Annotated in this window: 19 protein-coding genes; 11 read left to right on the plus strand and 8 right to left on the minus strand. The window is 47.4% G+C overall.

The features are described from left to right. Positions 1-120 precede the first annotated feature (120 nt). Positions 121-420 (minus strand): hypothetical protein, encoded by a 300-nt coding sequence (locus tag ACXAJH_RS07820; RefSeq protein WP_474993547.1) that lies wholly within the window; start codon positions 418-420, stop codon positions 121-123. A 183-nt stretch (positions 421-603) separates the two neighbouring features. Between ACXAJH_RS07820 and ACXAJH_RS07825 the strand changes: the two genes are divergently transcribed. The 4 genes from ACXAJH_RS07825 (at position 604) to ACXAJH_RS07840 (ending at position 3,204) form a co-directional block, all read left to right on the plus strand. Beyond that, complete coding sequence (locus ACXAJH_RS07825; RefSeq protein ID WP_474993549.1) at positions 604-1,110, plus strand: hypothetical protein; 507 nt, start codon at positions 604-606, stop codon at positions 1,108-1,110. 130 nt (positions 1,111-1,240) lie between these two features. Continuing rightward, a complete protein-coding gene (locus ACXAJH_RS07830; protein WP_474993551.1) occupies positions 1,241-1,597 on the plus strand; it encodes a hypothetical protein in 357 nt (118 codons plus the stop codon). 411 nt (positions 1,598-2,008) lie between these two features. Beyond that, positions 2,009-2,263 carry a hypothetical protein gene (locus ACXAJH_RS07835; RefSeq protein ID WP_474970071.1) on the plus strand — a complete coding sequence of 85 codons (255 nt, stop codon included), beginning with the start codon at positions 2,009-2,011 and terminating at the stop codon, positions 2,261-2,263. Positions 2,264-2,766: 503 nt separating this feature from the next. After that, complete coding sequence (locus ACXAJH_RS07840) at positions 2,767-3,204, plus strand: GNAT family N-acetyltransferase (protein ID WP_474993553.1); 438 nt, start codon at positions 2,767-2,769, stop codon at positions 3,202-3,204. A 319-nt stretch (positions 3,205-3,523) separates the two neighbouring features. Here the strand turns inward: ACXAJH_RS07840 and ACXAJH_RS07845 are convergent, their stop codons facing one another. Next, positions 3,524-3,715, minus strand: a complete 192-nt coding sequence (locus tag ACXAJH_RS07845; protein WP_027955965.1) for a hypothetical protein — start codon at positions 3,713-3,715, stop codon at positions 3,524-3,526. A 326-nt stretch (positions 3,716-4,041) separates the two neighbouring features. Between ACXAJH_RS07845 and ACXAJH_RS07850 the strand changes: the two genes are divergently transcribed. Continuing rightward, complete coding sequence (locus tag ACXAJH_RS07850) at positions 4,042-4,254, plus strand: hypothetical protein (RefSeq protein WP_474970067.1); 213 nt, start codon at positions 4,042-4,044, stop codon at positions 4,252-4,254. A gap of 107 nt (positions 4,255-4,361) precedes the next feature. Here the strand turns inward: ACXAJH_RS07850 and ACXAJH_RS07855 are convergent, their stop codons facing one another. Further along, entirely contained in the window at positions 4,362-5,360 is a 999-nt protein-coding gene (locus ACXAJH_RS07855; protein ID WP_474970066.1) for a tRNA dihydrouridine synthase, read from the minus strand. Between the two features lie 300 nt (positions 5,361-5,660). Between ACXAJH_RS07855 and ACXAJH_RS07860 the strand changes: the two genes are divergently transcribed. From ACXAJH_RS07860 to ACXAJH_RS07870, 3 genes are all read left to right on the plus strand, one after another. After that, entirely contained in the window at positions 5,661-6,290 is a 630-nt protein-coding gene (locus ACXAJH_RS07860) for a hypothetical protein (protein WP_474993556.1), read from the plus strand. A gap of 606 nt (positions 6,291-6,896) precedes the next feature. Then, positions 6,897-7,229: a PadR family transcriptional regulator gene (locus ACXAJH_RS07865; protein ID WP_474993558.1), complete on the plus strand. Its 333-nt coding sequence runs from the start codon at positions 6,897-6,899 to the stop codon at positions 7,227-7,229. Continuing rightward, positions 7,226-7,984, plus strand: coding sequence for an HAAS domain-containing protein (locus ACXAJH_RS07870; RefSeq protein WP_474993560.1), 759 nt, complete (start codon positions 7,226-7,228; stop codon positions 7,982-7,984). Before ACXAJH_RS07865 ends, ACXAJH_RS07870 begins: the two co-directional genes overlap by 4 nt. 42 nt (positions 7,985-8,026) lie before the next feature. Here ACXAJH_RS07870 and adhP read toward each other — a convergent pair whose 3' ends face one another. Both adhP and ACXAJH_RS07880 read right to left on the minus strand, forming a co-directional pair. Then, positions 8,027-9,049: an alcohol dehydrogenase AdhP gene (gene adhP, locus ACXAJH_RS07875; RefSeq protein ID WP_474970694.1), complete on the minus strand. Its 1,023-nt coding sequence runs from the start codon at positions 9,047-9,049 to the stop codon at positions 8,027-8,029. Positions 9,050-9,232: 183 nt separating this feature from the next. After that, the gene (locus ACXAJH_RS07880; RefSeq protein ID WP_474993562.1) at positions 9,233-9,520 is read right to left on the minus strand and encodes a hypothetical protein; all 288 of its coding nucleotides are present in this window, start codon (positions 9,518-9,520) and stop codon (positions 9,233-9,235) included. 305 nt (positions 9,521-9,825) lie between these two features. Between ACXAJH_RS07880 and ACXAJH_RS07885 the strand changes: the two genes are divergently transcribed. Next, entirely contained in the window at positions 9,826-10,110 is a 285-nt protein-coding gene (locus tag ACXAJH_RS07885; RefSeq protein WP_474994115.1) for an allophanate hydrolase-related protein, read from the plus strand. Positions 10,111-11,006: 896 nt separating this feature from the next. Here the strand turns inward: ACXAJH_RS07885 and ACXAJH_RS07890 are convergent. The 3 genes from ACXAJH_RS07890 to ACXAJH_RS07900 form a co-directional block, all read right to left on the minus strand. After that, positions 11,007-14,108, minus strand: a complete 3,102-nt coding sequence (locus ACXAJH_RS07890) for an efflux RND transporter permease subunit (protein WP_474993563.1) — start codon at positions 14,106-14,108, stop codon at positions 11,007-11,009. 79 nt (positions 14,109-14,187) lie between these two features. Continuing rightward, positions 14,188-15,531, minus strand: coding sequence for a sensor histidine kinase (locus ACXAJH_RS07895; protein WP_474993565.1), 1,344 nt, complete (start codon positions 15,529-15,531; stop codon positions 14,188-14,190). Further along, positions 15,528-16,205, minus strand: coding sequence for a response regulator transcription factor (locus ACXAJH_RS07900; protein WP_474970458.1), 678 nt, complete (start codon positions 16,203-16,205; stop codon positions 15,528-15,530). The genes ACXAJH_RS07895 and ACXAJH_RS07900 overlap by 4 nt, the downstream gene beginning before the upstream one ends. Positions 16,206-16,521: 316 nt before the next feature. On the opposite strand from ACXAJH_RS07900, the gene ACXAJH_RS07905 reads away from it, so the two are divergent. After that, on the plus strand, positions 16,522-17,943 hold the full coding sequence (locus ACXAJH_RS07905; RefSeq protein WP_474993566.1) for a YfcC family protein: 1,422 nt from the start codon (positions 16,522-16,524) through the stop codon (positions 17,941-17,943). A gap of 28 nt (positions 17,944-17,971) precedes the next feature. Continuing rightward, positions 17,972-19,120 (plus strand): M20 metallopeptidase family protein, encoded by a 1,149-nt coding sequence (locus ACXAJH_RS07910; protein ID WP_474993567.1) that lies wholly within the window; start codon positions 17,972-17,974, stop codon positions 19,118-19,120. Positions 19,121-19,139 lie beyond the last annotated feature (19 nt).

The following is a 19,139-nucleotide window of genomic DNA, read 5'->3' on the forward strand; positions in this document are numbered from 1 at the left end:
TTAGGAATTTCTCAACAATTTGAATCTATTTTGACATGGGGATCTGATTTTTTCGTAGGAAGCTGAAAAATAAAAAGCATCCGGCTCAGCGAATGCTTCCACATGTAGATATTCTTCTCATTACGCAGGAACAGCGGACTTTTTCCTACGTAAAAGGCTTGCTCCAACGACGATGAACGTCAGCATGATCAACACCCACATCGTGTCGCGGTATGTAGACAGGGTGAGGCTCTGGATGATGGAGTGATAACTCTCGAGAAGCAGCCAGCCAATCGGCAGAATAGGAGCGGCGGTGGCCATCGACTTGTTGAGGACTTTCTTTCCCTGTTCGGTTCTTCCTGCTTTTCCCCACGCAAAGGTAAACAAAATGACGAGAAAATAGACGAAAATCGGAATCAAAACTACACCTGTAATGAACATCCTTCACCCTCCTTACTACGTATACGGATAATCACCTCTTTTGTTTCAATAAATTCCCAATGTAAAAATAATGCTTATACGATGGTCCGAACCCACCTTTCTTAGTTACCCCTTCACGCCTATGAATCTTGATGATACGGTTTAAGGAGTTTTCATACATAAGAAGCAGGGAGGTAACAACGTTTGAAACACGGCCTATGTTCAGCTTTTATTTTTATTCTGCTTACGGGTTGTCAGCATCAATCTGTGGAAGACGTGATTGAAACTGGACACAGTTCGTCTATGGAAGTGACGGAAGTTGTGGATGTGACAGACTTTGGAGATGCGAAAATGGTTTTGTATCTTACTGATCAGGAAGGAGTAAATATCAAGGTCAGTGCCCTTGTTAAGAAGTGGCATGGCTGGGACTTAAGGAGCTCCACAGGTTTTTCTGCCTCGGAGAACGAATTGTACGCAAGGCACAGCAGTTGGCGCGTGCTGGATGAGGAGGATCCCTTCAATGTTCTATATGGAATGGTCAACAGCAGGGAGATCGATTCCGTTGAAGTGGAAACGGATGATGGCTTTATACAAATCCATCTGCATGACACGGGGATGGGGAGGGTTTTTTATGCCCCGAATACCACCTCACCCGTGAGGGCACTCGATCAAGAGGGAAACGTTCTATACGAGGAAGACTTATCAGGGTGACTTCACTTGTATGATGGATGAAGATTCTTTTAAACGGTTTTGGGAGAGATTTCAGCACAGAGCTTATCTGTCAGATGCGTTGAGTCATCACCAATAATAAATGACGGTAAAAGTAATGGAGGTACAAAACTTGAAGAAATTATTTTTCTATTTGTTTATCGTGACGTTTGTCATGGCTGGGTGTACAAACCAAACCATTAGGTTGTCAGGTGAATCCAGCAGCTGGGAGGGAGAATACTCGGCAGATAACGGACCTGATACAGAATATGGAGAATTTACGTTCCATTACGATAAAGAGGAAGAATTGAAAGACTTGAAAATTACGATCAATGAGGGAGAAACTGTTCAAACATGGGCAGCATTGGATAAAAGAACAGTGACGATCTCTTCTCAATGTTCAGGCTGCACGCCTGAATCAGGTGAACCTATACAAGTAGAAATTAAATGGGGCTGTCCACAGCAAACAGAAAAACTAACACTGGAGTAGATTTTAGCGAGCTCAATTTTAGAATTATGGATATTAGAATCATATGTTAAATGTTTTGCATCTTTAACTAATGAAATTGACCTTTGAACCCCCATCAGCATCGAATGCTTACAAGCCGTCGATGCTGATGGGGGTTCAATATTGGTAAGTGTCTAATGTTCTAACACCACTGGTTTTTTGCTAATCTTGAAGACTCAACTTCCTTATATTGGGTATTTTGAAACTAAATTGGAGAAGTATCGTATGAGTAATATGAGAAGTTTCAATATAGGTGAACGAGGATAACTATCGTACTTCTAAAATGGAGGTGTTGGAACGTTATGAATACTGGAAGCCGACATAAACTGTTCAATATTTCTATAGCCAACAAACAAAACATTGAAGGTTATCCTATTGAGTGGGGGAAAGAAAATGAACATTAAGGTGGTACTCTTAACGCTTCTTCTTTTCCAACTCTTATATTTATCGGTAAAAGTTAAAAATGATAAACATATCAAACATTATATACCTGCCTTTATTATAAGTGTAATTACAGCTTGGTCTATTTATAAAACCTTTACTCTGAGTGGGTTTGAAGGTATCAACTCAGCTATTTTTTCTGCTGTTGGACTATTCGTTTCATTTGTCTTTACCAAACATCCTCCGTTTTTAAAAGCCAAAATATAATGTCTTGAAACTGACCCTAAAAGAAGCGATTTTTAAATATGAGCAATCGATTCTTTAAAGGTCAGGTTATTTGAAGAGCCTGATTCCAGATATTCTTTTTAGATGTATTTCGTATAGACTTGAGTTGAAAATAATTATTTGAAATAATTGGAATTGGTTTATAAGTTGCTCATTCTCTACATATGGGGAGGTAGAAGAAGTTGCTAAAGTCTGAGTTTGCCAATAGATTTATAAGTTTACTTGTTCTTTGGGGGTTAGTGACTTTTGTGTTAGTAAATGATAACGGTATATCTGTAGATAACACGGCTTTACTAATCCTTACCATTGTTTTAGCGATTTTGGGCACAACTTATCATTTATATAAATTATTTCTGAACAAGGAATAAGTATTGAACATCTTGAAACCAAACCTTCCTGTTACGTTGGATTTACTGTAGCAAAGGAAAACGTCTCTTTTACCAAAGCCAGAATGTATAACTCAACTGTTAACGGGGGAGATCAAGTTGAAAGTACAAAGGATAAAAGCAGAACAAACTTATCATCTCCGACACAAAATACTTAGACCTCATCAACCGTTTGAGGCATGTCAATATCATACAGATCATGACGATGATGCTTTCCATATCGGGGCGTTTAATGATAAAGGTTTGATAAGTGTGGCTTCTTTTTATCTTGAATCCCATCCTGAATTTCGAAGCTCTCACCAATATAGATTAAGGGCTATGGCTACTGTGGAAGAGTTTAGAGGTATGGGAGCGGGGAGGGAGGTAGTGAATTTCGCCGAGAGGGATTTGAGAGAACGTAAAGTTGACTTTCTTTGGTGTAAAGGAAGAACTTCTGTCCAAAAATATTATGAAAGGCTGGGCTTTAAGCCTTTTGGAGGAGTTTTTGATTACCATCCAATTGGTCCCCATGTCATCATGTATAAAGTTATAAAATAGAAAGTTAAGAACTATTTATCCAATATTCACCTATAATTTAAGTCTTAAGCTGACGGGTGATCCTATGTCTGAAGAGAATGAAAAAGAAATCTTACATGAAATGAAGAAAATGAATGAAAAGCTTGATAAATTAAATGAACCTAGTCCATCCACAACGCCGGTTATAATTGTAGTCGGCATTGCCGGACTTTTACTTTTGGCACCATTGTTAGTCGATGTGCTCGTATCTATCCTATAGAATGGAGTACCGCAGCGATGGAAGTATCGCGAATTTTATTCTCCCTGTAACAAGGACGTTTGTTCAATTAAAGCCATTGTCCTATATTCTTAAAATGAATTGACTCAGTATAAACATTACAAGTAATAGACCAATGCCTAACACACTGTATCCAAGATGTTTACGTTCTGACAAGTACTCCCCTTTAACAGCTTTCCAGTCTGGATAAAAAAAGCTGATCACTCGGACAGCTATTATACCAATCATAACTAAAACAACAGCTAATACTTCCACTCATTTACCTCCTTTTACATACCAGTATCCTTTTCCTTTTTGTGTAAAACTAAGTGGGGGATGTTTGTTGTCGTTTATAAATGTATCTTGTAATGGAGTTTTATAAAAACGGGGCGATTATTCAAAATATAATCGCTTTTTTTATCTGAATATAGGCCCGGGTTGTGCAAGACTCGGTGGCGGGAAGAATAAGCATACAATTAATATGGGTTATTTTTCCATAAAACTGCATATTTGGTATGATACATTTACATCATATTGATTCATTCATCAAATCACTTTGAAAAATGAAGTGAAACCACAATAGCTGAGAGAGGGGAATGCAGATGTTTTCAAAGGGGAAAACCACAACGGGAAAATGGCTGGCTTATTTAGGGTTATGGATGTTTGCTGCGGGATTTGCATTTAGTGAAATTATAGGAATTGAAGGTACTCCAAGTTTGTTAAGGTCTGCATCCATCCCAATGATTGTAATAGGAATATTGATGTTAATCATATCAAACTTCTTCAATGAGGAACGTTATAAAAATGAAGGATAGCAAAAGGTGGGATATCTCACGACTAAGTCTTCAAGGATTGGAGGCATTAGTTGAATAACCCAAATAATAAAAGAGGAGAACCGATAAGGTTCTCCTCTTTCGTCTGATTAAGAAATCGTGAATCCTTCTTCTTCCTTTATGCCGCCTTTTTCCTCGAACTCATCCAGAAGCGCACGTACCTCATCCGTAGAATGGGTGCCCATCAGCTGATTTCTCAGCTCACCGGCTCCACGGAATCCGCGGACATAAATTTTGAAGAAGCGGCGGAGCGGTTTGAAAAGACGCGGCTCCAGCTCTTCGGAATACTTGTCGTGAAGATCCAGCTGCAAACGTAGAAGGTCCAGCAGTTCATCACTTGTGTGTTCCTTCTTCTCCACTTCGAAGCAGAATGGATTGTGGAACACACCGCGTCCGATCATGATGCCGTCGACGCCGTATTTTTCAACGAGCTCCAGTCCCTTTTGACGGTCAGGGATGTCTCCGTTGATCGTGATCAGCGTGTTCGGAGCCACTTCATCGCGAAGCGCCATAATATCAGGAATCAGCTCCCAGTGGGCATCGTAGTTACTCATTTCCTTCTTCGTACGAAGGTGGATGGACAGGTTGACGATGTCCTGTTCCAAGAGGTGCTTCAGCCATGGACGCCATTCGTCGAGGTTCGTGTAGCCAAGACGGGTCTTCACGCTGACAGGCAGTCCGCCGGCTTTCGCAGCATCAATGACTTCAGCAGCCACTTCCGGACGGCGGATCAGTCCGGAGCCTTTTCCATTTCCGGCTACGTTCTGAACCGGGCAGCCCATGTTGATATCAATCCCACGGTAGCCCATCTCCGCCATGCCGATACTCATCTCGCGGAAGTATTCAGGTTTGTCTCCCCAAATGTGGGCGACGATCGGCTGTTCATCCTCTGTGAACGTCAGGCGTCCGCGCACGCTGTCCTTCCCTTTCGGATGGCAGTAGCTTTCTGTATTTGTAAACTCAGTGAAAAACACATCAGGTCGTGCCGCTTCCGTCACCACATGACGGAACACAACATCTGTCACGGCTTCCATCGGCGCTAGAATGAAAAACGGCCGGGGCAGCTCATGCCAAAAATTATCTTTCATAATATATCTGAACCCTTTCTTTATGAGAAGTTTGATTCCCAAAGCTAAAAAGCGACGCTATCTATATCCATTACCATATTGAATGGATTTCAACCAGTATATACTTTAATAGTATCTTACGAAAAGTGCAAGGGAACGAGATGGTTTGGCTGGGTATAAATGCACATGGAGTCATATTCTGTGTAATGGGTAGAGGGGTTCTTTTTTATGGAATAGGTCTTACTCCAAATTCCTGCACATCAAATTCCTTAATATGGTAAAATTTATGCATGAGTAATCCGGAGGGGCAGGAGGAAACTTATGAATAAAGCGGGGAAATGGATTCTAATCACGATTGGTTCTATTGCAGCTTGTATCGGGCTCCTGATCGTTATCTTTATCATCGATATGACACCAAATTCATCAAAAGAAGAAAAGGTGAAGGAAAAAGCAGCCGCTTACTTGGAAGAGACGTATTCCGGTCAAATGGAAATCTTCGATACGCTGTACGATAACATGGGAAACTTCGCTGGGTTTGAGTACGCTGCCAAGGTAACGAATAATGATAACGACGTGAGCTTCTTAGTCTATGAAGATGGAAGCAGCGGCAGGATGGTCGACGACTATGCGGTCAGATATTACGAAGATCAATTGTATGACATGATCATTGACGATATAGAACAGAGGTTTAGTCCTATTGGGATGGTCACGGTTTCATACGATGAAGGGATCCAGAGAAAATTTCAGGGTGAAGTAGACCTTCCGGAGATTCGTGAACTGGAAGCTTCTCCGTCCATCATCGTCTGGCTCGATCGGGACGCGGAAGAGGGCGATCAAAGAAGAGTGGATGAGTTAATGGATATCTTGAAAAATGAGCTCGAAATCCCTCATGCCGGGCTGAAAGTGGATGATCAAAGTTTCGAAAAGGAAAATATTATAGAAGAGTATTGAGAACGTTTGAAAGCAGAACAGGAAGAGGACGCATCTGTTCTGCTTTTACTCCGAAGAATAATCTTCTTTCTGCTTTTTTCTTAAAATAATAACCTCGATCAATTTAAATACGATATAGGCACCATACAATATAAAAAATACGTCCCTCCACATGGTGTTTGTTATAAAATCGAAGTTTCGGAGCATTCCGGTCGTCAGAATGATGAGCGCACTGATCTGAAAGATGTGGATCCAGTGCGTTCTTTTGCCAAAGGGATCAAAGGCTTCGGAGCACATATAGACACCACAAAAGCCTAAAAAATAATAGTTTAAGGCTATCGTTTCCTCAGGCAGGTCGTCATAATACAAGATAAAAGGTATCTCCGCTATTCCAACACTAAGCAATCGAAGAATCACGTTACCCATGTCCTTTCTGAAACTCCTTCCATCATTAGAGTAGTACCTGTAAAGGCTTCAAAAGTATTTATAGGAAATATTTACAAATATCCTTGAAATAAATGGGTTAAACCTGTAAGCTTAAACTAACTTGCATAACAACATAGAACGTTTTTATTTTTTTGCCTGACTACCTTGCAATGCAAGAATGATGGAGAGGGGAACGTCTGGATGTCGTCGAGCCAAATGTTGAAAGGGATTCTTGAAGGCTGTCTGCTCGCCATTATCGGTAAAGGGGAGACCTACGGCTATGAAATGATCGAAAAACTGAACGGCTATGGCTTTTCCATGGTCAAGGAGGGGAGCATTTACCCGCTGCTTCTGCGAATGAAAAAAGAAGGGTTGGTCACCACGACGAAGAAAAAGCATCCGTCCGGCGGCCCGCAGCGGAAATACTACGCCATTACCGAAGAAGGCCGGCACGAACTGGAAGCCTTCAAAGTCCGGTGGAAAAGCATTTCTGGTGGCGTTGAGAACTTACTGGAAGGGGAAGAGCACACATGATTTTATCAGAGGAGAGCCGGGAATTCGTTGATCATCTAAGGCTGTATCTGCTTACGAGTGGCAGGAATGAAGCCGAGGTGGAGGAGATTACAGAAGAGCTTGAGGATCATCTCCTTGAAGCTGAACAAGAAGGAAAAAGCATGGAGCATATCACTGGAAAGTCTCCGGAAACGTATATAAAGGAACTGGCGGGGGAGATGCCTTTGGATAAGAAACAGATCGCCGGGTGGATCCAGGGGTTTATCCTCGGTATCGTCGCCTTCCTGCTGCTTGGAGATGCTCTGGAAGGGGAACTGTCGTATTCGCTTCTCGAACTGATCGGCTATCCTGTCATCGCCCTGCTTTATTTAGGAGCCATTATTTTGTCCTTCCGCTACGTATCCTCGAAGCGTCCGACGAAGAAAAAGGAGTTCACCTTCTATGCGGTCATCAGCAGCGGGTTCATGCTGTTGTTCATGGGATTGTTTTTCATGGATCAAATGCTTTCGATACCGGCTGTATGGACGGCTGGACCGACAGCGGAAGGGGTCATCCTCGTTTTATCCGCTCTGACCCTTGCGGCGCTCTCTTGGAAGTGGAAAAGCTTCTTCTTGGTTTTCGTGGCGATGGTCTACTATGTGCCGCCTTTGCTCATGGAAGCAGCAGGCGTCCAGGCTGATACGAGCCTGATGGTTGAGGCGTTCCTTCCTTTAGGGCTGATCTTGTTGTATATCGTGATTCATACCTTTATGGAAAAAAGAAAGCAGACGACATAAAGAAACCGCCCGTGCCGGAGCAGGCGCGGGCGGTTTTTATGTTTAGTGCTGATGGAAATCGATCACCATTCGGCCTTGGATTTTACCTTGTTCCATTTCCTCAAAGACGTCCTGAACTTCGTGAAGGTGGCGTGTCTGTACGACAGGAACGACTTTTCCTTCGGCTCCGAATTGGAAGGCCTCTTCTAAATCCTTACGCGTACCGACGAGAGAGCCGATCACTTCAATGCCATCAAGGACGAGTCGTGGAATGTTCAAATCCATCGTTTCAGACGGCAGTCCGACCGCTACGACTTTACCGCAGGCGCGGACGGCATCGACAGCAGAGTTGAACGCTTGTTTAGAAACCGCCGTAACGACAGTGGCGTGCGCACCGCCGAGCTGCTCCTGGATGATTTTCTCTGCATCTCCATCCGTTGTTGGATTGATCGTCATGTCGGCGCCGATCTCTTTGGCGAGGGCGAGCTTATCGTCATTGATATCGACCGCAATCACTTTGGCGTTGAAGACGTGCTTGGCATATTGGATGGCAAGGTTGCCCAAGCCGCCGCAGCCGTAGATGGCGATCCATTGACCGGCTTTCACGTTAGATACTTTGATTGCTTTATACGTCGTCACGCCGGCGCAGGTGATGCTGCTGGCCTGCGCCGGATCGAGTCCGTCGGGTACTTTTACCGCATAATCAGCTGTCACGATGCACTGCTCGGCCATACCTCCGTCGACACTGTATCCGGCGTTCTGGACATTCCGGCAGAACGTTTCCCGTCCGGTCGTGCAGTATTCACAGCGTCCGCAGGCATGGAACATCCAGGCGATGCTCACCCGGTCGCCGACCTTCAAGCTTGTGACATCATCAGCGATTTGTGAAACAACGCCGATGCCTTCATGCCCAAGAACACGACCTTCGACATCACCGAAATCACCGGCAGCGACGTGCAGGTCCGTATGGCAGACCCCGCAGTATTCCACATCGACGAGGGCTTCCCCGGATTGCAGTGGACGGACATCCTTTTCGATAACCTCAACGTTGGCTTTCGCATGTGGATTGACTACAACAGCTTTCATATGCGTTTCCCCCTTATATTCAATGAATAATGAAATGGTGTGTGGAGAAGATCTTCCTTACATATTCATCATAGCACCATAAACGGAAAAAAGTTTGTGAAATGTTGAACAAACTATGAACTTTAGTAGTCTCTAAAAAAAGACTCCCTGCAATCATGCACGGAGTAAACAAAGATGAGTTATTTACATCGCTGGATGATCTTTCTTTTTTCCGCGGAAAGAGACAAAGGGAAGCAGGATATACAAAAGAACTCCAAGAAGAAAAGAAACAACCATTCCCGTCGCTGTTGCTGTTGCATACATTTGATGTTCACTCACTTCAATGAACCAAAGATTTCCGCCCATCCATTCAGGCTCGGACAGGATATTTCGCCTCCCCGTCAGATGAAGGACGAAAGGGGACAGGAGGATGAGAACGATATAAAGAATGGCCGTTTTGAGCCCGCCTGCACCGATTCTAAGCAGCTTCATTTACGATCAACTCCTTACCATCAGGATTTGAAATAGTGATAGGTGCGTATCATCCCTATCACAAGGAGAACGACTAAAGCGATACCGTAAAAGAACGATTTAACCGTTTGGCTGAGCGAATGGATACGACTAATTGCAGCGGAACCCAGGACGAAAAAGATCAGGATGGGTATCAAGTATTTTTCTTTCATAAGTGGTCCTCCAGAGACTGAGTTCCATCATCGTTTTGGATAATCTTAGTGTATCATAGGTTGGTTGGTATGGAATTAAATTCCATTAAAACTCTTTGAATAGGAAAAAGTATAATTTCCACACGCTATCAGCTTGTGAAGCTTCCGGGTGAACCGGAAAAGCCGGGCATGATCAAGCAGTTTCACAGCGGCACTTCGGTGGAGGTGGAAATCTGGGACATGCCTCTCCGTTCGCTCGGTGCTTTCACCACTTCCATTCCTGCGCCGCTGGGTATCGGAAAGGTTGAACTGGAAGATGGATCAGAAGTGTCCGGGTTTATTTGTGAAGGCTATGCGGGGGAAATCGCAGAAGATATTTCAGAGCTTGGCGGGTGGAGGAATCTTCAGACTGTAAAGTGAATGGGTGACCGGAAGAGGGTTCTCTTCCGGTTTTTTTATGAAACGAAAAAGAATAGGCTTCGTATATAAGCCATAAGAGAAATTCACATTAGGATTGGGGTTCTATATGAGTTTATTATATAAACAGTGGATAAGAAGTTTACTATTAGTATTCGTGCTATCTTTCTTATTAATCTGGAATCAACTGCCTGTGTTTATCTTAGGGGTGCTGATATTAATTTTAATAGAGATATTCGTATACAGAGTTCACATGAAGAAAGGTCAGTCTAAATGATTTCGGCTTATTTAACTAAAGCCGCTATCGTTGAATACGTCGATTCATGATGAGGTGATCAGCTTAGGTGTATCCGTATCACTCACTTTTGCTTCGTTCCTGCTTTTTGATCTTGTGGTCGATCATGGACCACTTTAAAAGTACTCCCAGCGCAGCTATCATTGCTGATGCAAAATAAACCGTTTCTCCTGCTCCGTTAATATATAAGAATAGGGCAATGATTAATATAATAATAGATAAGACTTGTAATATTCGGGCTTTCCTCTCCATCGATGACATCATTTCCACTCCCATGTAAATTTTCTTGGCCTATGGTGATCAACCCGGCAACAGGCTGCCGGGTTCATAATTCATTCTCTCTTATATCTGTTTCTTTGGTTATTTTTTCATACTTAGATATCCTTTTTAAATACTTTTAGTGAATGTCAGTAAAGGTAGTTAGTTTAGGAATGAATAACGAACAAATCTATTGAAATCCAAGAAAAAGAGAATTAAATACATAAGCAGCGCTGTGTATATTCTTATTAATAATCAGCTTTTTGTCGCTTGAAATCACGATAAAAAATTTCAAAAAACGCGATAAAAGAACCCGCAGACCTCAAAGGCCTGCGGGCTCCATCATCTATTCCATTCTCCGGAACTTCCCAACCGCATAATAGAAGACCGGTACAAAAATCAAGGTGAGCAGCGTCGATGTCGTCAGGCCACCGATGACCGTAATCGCAAGTCCTTTGGATATCAGCCCGGAAGCCGAGTTCGAAAGGGCGAGCGGCACGAGAGCGAAGATCGTGGCCAGGGCGGTCATGAGAATCGGACGCAGACGCGTACGGGACGCTTCGACGATCGCTTCTGTGAGCTCGTAGCCTTCGCGGCGGTTGCTTTCGACGCGGTCAAGCAGCACGACGGCATTGGTGACGACGATTCCGATCAGCATCAGCATTCCGATCATTGCGCTCATTGACAGCGTCTGGCCGGATAGGAACAAGCCGGCGAGCGAGCCGATCGGGATGAAGATCAGGGAGGACAGGATGACAATCGGTGTCAGGATGCCCCCGAACGTAATGCTGAGTACAAGGAACACGAGTCCGACAGCAGCGGCCATGGCAAGCCCGAGGTCGGCGAAGCCTTCGTTAATCATTTCCAGTCCTCCGGTCAGTTCCACTTCCACGCTGTCCGGCAGGGTGAGGGAATCGACATCGGTCTCCACGTCACGGGAAACGGCAGCGGTGTCGTCTCCGATGATCGTCGCGGAGACCGTGCTTGCCGTTTCACCGTCCTGGTGCTTGATGGATTTCGGCACCTCCACTTCCTCAATCAAAGCAATTTCCTGCAGTTCTTTGGCACCGTCCTGTGTCATGATGGTATACGTTTCGATATCCGCCTTCGTTGCGAAGGTTTCATTGAAGGCAAGCTCCATCTCCCATTCCTCAGTCAGGGTAAGCGTGCCGCCATCAAGGGGCTGAAGTCGTTCGCGGATCGGCTGCATCAGCTGATACGGACTCACACCGAGCTCTCTGCCATCTTCATTAAGGGAAATATCGTATTTCGTCTGCGTATCCTCCATATCGTTGGATACATTCTTTAATTGATCGTTTTGTTCAAAAAGCTGGGCGACCTGGTTGGCGGCCTCTCTCAAATCTTCATTCTCATCACTGTACAAATTCACATCAATCGTATTGCCGGATGGCGGTCCATCCTGCTGGACTTCCGCAGCACTTACAACAGCATCCGGGTAGGCCTCCTGCGCCTGGGCAAGCAGATCTTCCTCATAGTCGTTCATTACTGCATCGGCTTGGACGTCCTCCTGAAGCTGGACGTAGAAGCGGGCGATGTTTTCAGAAACAGATGCATTCATGCCTGGAAGCTGCTGGCTGGAAAAGCCGATGGATACCTGCGTGTAGTCGATCTGATCGTCATCCAGAAGGGTGGCTTCCATTGACTGCGCAAGCGCTGTCGTTTCTTCAAACGTCGTCTCATCCGGAAGGGTCAGTTCGACTTCGAACGTTTCACTGCCTTCACTCGGCAGGAACGATACTCCGAGTGCCGGAATGAAGGAGAACGATCCGACCAACAGGACAAACGAAAGGGTGAAGACAAGTCCTTTCTTCTTCAAGGATCCTCTTAAGAATTTTTCATACCATGTGGCCAGCCGGCTCGATTTTTCCTCGTGCTTCACGTCCTTGAAGAAGAACTTGCCTAGCACAGGGATGAGCATCAGCGCGACCAGGAGGGAGATGGTGATCGAGAACACAACGGCGAGACTGAACGGTCGGAAAAACTCACCGAGAATACCGCCGACAAAGGCGAGCGGCAGGAAGACGATTAGTGTCGCAATCGTGGAAGAGGCGACAGCGCCGAGCACTTCCTTCGTCGCCTTGAAGACGACATCCCGCTGCTTCATATCCGGATACTGCTGTTTCCAGCGGTAGATGTTCTCGATGACGACGATGCTGTCATCGACAATTCGACCGACGGCGACGGCCATACCGCCGAGTGTCATAATGTTCAACGTATAATCAAATGTTTCAAGCAGGGCGATCGATCCGAGAATCGAAATCGGCAGCGACAGAATTGCGATGATCGTCGCCCGGATGTTTCTTAGGAAAAGCAGGATGACGATGACGGTGAACAAGGCCCCGAACCCGCCCTCCTTCAACAGCGCGGAGATGGATTTGTTCACTTCTTCGCCCTGGTCGAGGACGGTGTACAGCTCATAGCCGCTGTCATCCACTTCTTCATTCAAATGGGACTTCACCGCATCGGCAACGTCGGCGGTGTTGGCGTCCTGGGCTTTTGTTACTTCAATCAATACACTGTCTTCCCCGTTGAAGCGGGAGACTTCGCTGCGCTCGCTCACTTGAGTGATATCGGCGATTTCCCCGAGGGTCACTTCCTGAGGGGCTTCCGCCTCTACAGCTGCATTTGCTTGTGATTCTGCGGCAGCCTCAGCACCTGCATTTTGTGGTGGCTGCTGCTGTTGAGCACCGGCCGATGTAACCGGAATGGTGAGGTCTTCAAGAGCAGTCACATCATCAAGTGTTCCTGAGATTTCCACCGGCGTGGACAGACCGTCCTGCTGGAGGGATCCGGCGGGAAGCTTGTATTCGGACTGCTCAACAGCCTCAAGGATGGAAGACAGGGTCAGTCCGTACGTGGAAGCTTCTTCTTCATCCACTTCGATCTGCAGCTTCGATTCCACACTTCCTGTCACCTGCACACCAGCTACACCTTCAAGGTTCTCAAGCGTCGGAACAATCGTATCTTCTACATCGGCCTGCAGCGCCTGCAGGTCCTCGGAGGAAAGTGCGGCCTGGTAGATCGGTGTCGAGTTGATCGACAGGGCGGTCACCTCGGTTTCCGCATCCTCCGGTGTCGTTACATCGGCGATTGCATTGGTGATGTCTGATTGAGCTTCTTCGATATCTTCACCGAATGGATAGGTGATGGTGATAAAAGACGCGTTCTCCTGAGACGTACTCGTAATCGCGTCATAGTCTTCCATGTTCAGAAGGGCTTCCTCGAGAGGCGTGGTCACGTTTTCTTCCACTTCCTCCGTCGAGGCGTTCGGATAGACCGTCTGGACCGTCAGGACAGGAAAGCTTACGTCCGGGAAGGTTTCCACTTTGATTTTGTTCGTCGCAAAGATTCCCATGGCGATCACAAGGACCGTCAGAATCAGGACGGCGACCGTATTTTTTAAGCTGAATTTAGTTAACCAGTTCATACATCATGGCTCCTTTTTCAAGATGGTAGCCTTATCATAAAACCGTTGTATGAACTGAATATGAACAACCACAATTTTTTCAGCGGCGGGGGAGATGGACAGTGAAAGCTGCCCCCTCTCCGGGACGGCTCGTCACGTCGATGGTTCCGTCGTGAAGCTGGACGATTCTTTCGGCGATCGATAAGCCGAGGCCGCTTCCACCTTGTTTTCTCGTCCTTGATTTGTCCGCTTTGTAAAAACGCTCGAAAATCCGCTGCTGATCCTCGGGGCTCATGCCTTCACCGTCATCTATAATGGTCACTTCTGCACCATCCGTATCTGCCTTCAGACGAACGGCAATCGTTCCTTCCGGCTCTGTATGGCGGATGGCGTTGCTGAGGATGTTCACCCACACCTGCTCGAGCTGGTCGGCATCTCCGTAAAGGCTGCAATCCTCAAGATCTGCGTCGATGGTGATTTTTTTATCCGACCACTGCGGCTCCATGTGGGCGAGTACCCGCCGGAGCTGTTCATCCAGCTTGTAGGAGGATGGCTCATACGGCGGGTGGTCGCTGTCGAGAGTGGCCAGCTTCAATAAATTCTGGCTGAGGGCTGACAGACGACGGCTTTCCTTTTCGATGATGTCGTAGTAGGCCTGCCTGCTTTCCTCATCTGTGACGACGCCGTCTTTCAAGGCTCGGGCAAAGCCCTGGATGGATGTGAGCGGAGACTGGATTTCATGCGAGACGTTGGAGACGAACTGCTGGCGCATGCCGTCCAGTTCACCGAGCCCGTGGGCCATCTGATTGAAGCTGTGGGCCAGGCTGCCGAGCTCGTCCTTCCGCTTCGTCTCCACTTGGACATCGAAGTTGCCTTTGGCAAGCTCGCCGGCCGTTTCCGTCATCGCTTTGATCGGTCTGACAATCCAGCGCGTCGAAAGAATGAACACGAAGCTTCCAATCAACAGAACGGTCAGAAAAAGGATAAGGACGATCTGGCGGAAGCCTTCGAAAAAGAATTCAAAATCCGGCCGCAGAAACAACGCGTAGGAGCTGCCGTCCTTCTCAAAAGGGAGTCCGATGTTGATCCGGGGAGGGAGCAGGTACTCGTTATGGACGTCGCCGTTCAGCACGCGCTCGACGTCGGCCTGATCGATATCCCAGTCCTGTCCTTCCTCGTAATAAAGGCTTTTCTCCGCATCGTCCTTAAACAGCAGCACTTCAAAGCTGCCCGAGCTCATGGCGTCGAGATAGAGGTCGGCATCGGTGTCCGACTCTTTTTTATACAGCTCAATGAACTCCTTCCCGATATTCACCATCTGGGTTTCCAGTTTCTCCGCCACCTGCAGGGCGTGGAGCCGTCCGGAAATCGAAAACGTGATGACGAGCCCGATGACGATGGCAGCGATGAATGTCACGACGATTTGAGCATACAAGCTTTTCAAGACGTGACCTCCTCCATCCGGTAGCCGACACCGCGGATCGTCTTCACGGATATGCCGGCGCCTTTTTTCTTCAGTTTGTCGCGGATCCGTTTGATATGAACGTCAACGGTGCGGTCGTCGCCTTCGTACTCGAATCCCCAGATCCGCTCAATCAGCTGGTTGCGGGTGAAGATCTGCTCCGGATAGGAAGCGAGGGTATACAGCAGCTCGAATTCCTTCAGCGGCCACAGTTCACTTTCTCCGTTGATGGTGATCGTTTTGTTCGTTTCGTAGAGCGTGACATTTCCGGCTTCAATCGTATGAGAGGCACGGATGTGGTAGCGCCGCAGCAGCGCTTTGATGCGCATCATCAGCTCCACAGGCTCGAACGGCTTCACGATGTAATCATCGGTCCCAAGTTCGAATCCTTTCACTTTATCCTGGACCTCTCCCTTCGCTGTCACCATAAGAACCGGGATTTCATAGAAGCGGCGGATTTCTCTGCACAGCTCATAGCCGTCCATGTTCGGCATCATCACGTCGATGACAGCGAGGTCGACGGCGGTGGAGCCGAGCACGTCAAGCGCCTGCTCGCCATCATCGGCGGTCAGCGCTTCGTAGCCTTCGTTTTTTATGTACATCGTGATCAGCTGCTGAATATGTGGATCGTCGTCGACGACGAGAATATGGATCATCAGCCGCCCTCCTTGCTTTCGTTTTTTAGTTGTAGTGTACCACAGCCGCCCGATCTGCTTCCGCCTTCTCTTGGAAGGATCTTCATTTTTTTCTGCCATCGATTGGGAAAAAGGGCTTGCAAAATCTATGAATATGAAATACAATAACATGAATAAAAATTCATAGATTCACACATCAGGACAAACAGACAGCCAGACACTCAGTAGTAGGATACAAGTGAAGCGTGACTTCAATATGTATAGAGGCAATGAGTATGGTTCAGCAGCGGGTCCTCGCTGCTTTTTTGTTTGGATAGAAAAAGAGGGGGAGCACAACATGTTACAGAATGAAAAACAGACTGCCCGGGAGCCACAGCAGAAACAGGAGAAAAAAGGCATCAACATCAACGCTTTTGTACTGATCTTCTCTGTGATTGTCCTGGCTGCCATCTTGACGTACATCGTGCCGGCAGGAGAGTATGAAAGAGTCGATCAGGACGGCCGTACCGTCGTCGTACCCGATTCGTTCCAGTTCACCGAACAGTCGCCGGTCGGATTTTTTGATATTTTTACAAGTGTTCATACAGGGCTCGTCAATAGCGCGGGCATCATCTTTTTCGTATTGATCGTCGGAGGGTCTTTCGGGATCTTAAGTGCGACTGGTGCGCTTGATTCGCTGATTCGGACGCTGACGAAAAAGCTTGGCGACAAGGAGCTGCTGTTGATTCCAGCACTGACGCTGTTGTTTGCTGTAATGGGATCATTGATGGGGCTGGCCGAGGAGACGATCATTTACATTGCCATCGTCGTGCCGCTTGCGATGTCGCTCGGGTTTGATGCGATCGTCGGTTATGCGGTGGTTGCCCTGGGGGCGAACATCGGCTTTATGAGTGCTTTGACCAACCCGTTCAACGTCGGTGTGGCCCAGAGTGTCGCAGAACTGCCGATGTTTTCCGGCATGGGGCTGCGTCTCGTGCTGCTGGCCACCTTTTACGTAGCGGCTGTGCTTTACATTTACCGTTATGCAAGAAAAGTGAAGAAAAATCCGGAGCTCCGCTACATGGGCACGTTTTCTGAGAACAAGCCGAAAATGGCCGGACCGGCGAAGCTTGAAACGCGTCACAAAGTGATTTTGACTATTTTTCTATTAAACTTTGTCGTGCTGATTTACGGTGTGCTTCAGCTTGGCTGGTACATTACCGAAATCGCCGCTCTCTTCCTGTTGTTCGGCATCATCGTCGGCGCCATCGGGAAATTGAAGCCGAACGAAATGGCCGACAGCTTGATGGACGGGGCGAAAAAAGTGATGACAGGGGCGTTGATCATCGGGTTCGCCCAGGCGATCCTCGTCGTCTTCCAGGAAGGACTGCTGATGGATTCTGTCCTGTATTTTGCATCTTCCGTACTGAACCAGCTGCCTCCGGTGTTCAACGCAGCCGGCATGTTTTTCGTCCAGCTGTTCTTGAATTTCCTGATCCCATCCGGAAGTGGACAGGCCGCCCTTACGATGCCGATCATGGCGCCGCTGGCGGACCTTGTCGGAGTGACGAGGCAGACGGCTGTTCTTGCTTTCCAGCTTGGGGACGGGATTTCCAATACGATCTTTCCGACCTCCGGCGTCTTGATTGCCGGCCTTGCGATGGCAGGCATCCCTTATACGAAGTGGGCGAAATGGGTTTTCCCATTCATCCTTATTGAAGTGGGACTTGCGCTTGTATTTTTATTCATCGCCCACACCATCCAGTACGGCCCATTCTGATCAGTCTTTATAACAGGAGGAACACGTCATGACACACACAACAGCTGAATTGACCCAATGGACGGTGCAGCAGCGCCGTCATTTCCATAAACATCCGGAGCTTTCCGGACAAGAACATAATACCGCCGCCTATGTGAAGGAGCGCCTTGAGGCGTTCGGCATTCCCCTGCTTGACGGCTTCACAGCGCCGAACGTCGTAGCGTTCTTCAAAGGAACCGAAGGGAGCCGGACGGTGGCCTTGAGAGCCGACATGGACGCCCTGCCGGTGCACGAGCAGGTGGAAAAGCCGTTCTCTTCCACGGTTCCCGGCGTGATGCACGCCTGTGGGCACGATGCCCACACGGCGACACTGCTTGGAGCAGCGAAGTGGATGAGTGAGCATCCGGAGCTTGTGATAAACAACATCGTGCTCATTTTCCAAAGCTCCGAGGAGGAATCGCCAAGTGGTGCCCAGCAGCTCGTTAAAGACGGAGTGCTTGAAGGCGTGGATGCCATCTACGGCCTGCACTACATGTCCAATGTAGCTTTGGGGAAAGTCGGCTTTGCGGAAGGTTTTTCGATGGCGTCCAGTGACGATTTTGACATTGTCATCGAAGGAAACGGCGGCCACGGCGGCATTCCGCAGGATACGGTCGATCCGATTTATGTCGCGACACATTTGATCCAGAGCTTCCAGTCGATCATCAGCCGGAACCTGAATCCTTTTCACCCCGGCGTCATTTCGTTCGGCAAGATGGAAGCGGGCAATTCCTACAACGTCATTCCCGACCAGGTGACGCTGAAAGGGACGATCCGTGCACTCAGCTTTGAAGGTCAGGAGCTGATGTACAAGCGCACGGTCGAGCTGACAGAAAAAATCAGCGACAGCTTCGGCGCTGTCGGCCACTACCACTACATCGAAGGCACGCCGCCGGTGTATAATCATCCGGAAGCCTGTGCCACGGCCCGCGGCATCATCCAGTCGACGTTCGGGGACGATGTGTTCACAGAGGTCGAACCGACGATGGGAGCGGAGGACTTCGGCTATTATTTGAAGGAGAAAACCGGAGCTTTCATTAATGTCGGGATGGAAGGGGAGAAGAGTGCGTATCCCCATCACCATCCGAAGTTTGATGTCGATGAAGATACCATTCCGACGGGGCTTGAGCTGATGATTCAGCTGGCTTTGAAGGGGTAATAGATACGCTTCCTCTAAT

Source organism: Halobacillus sp. ABD4_316 (genome assembly GCF_056161385.1).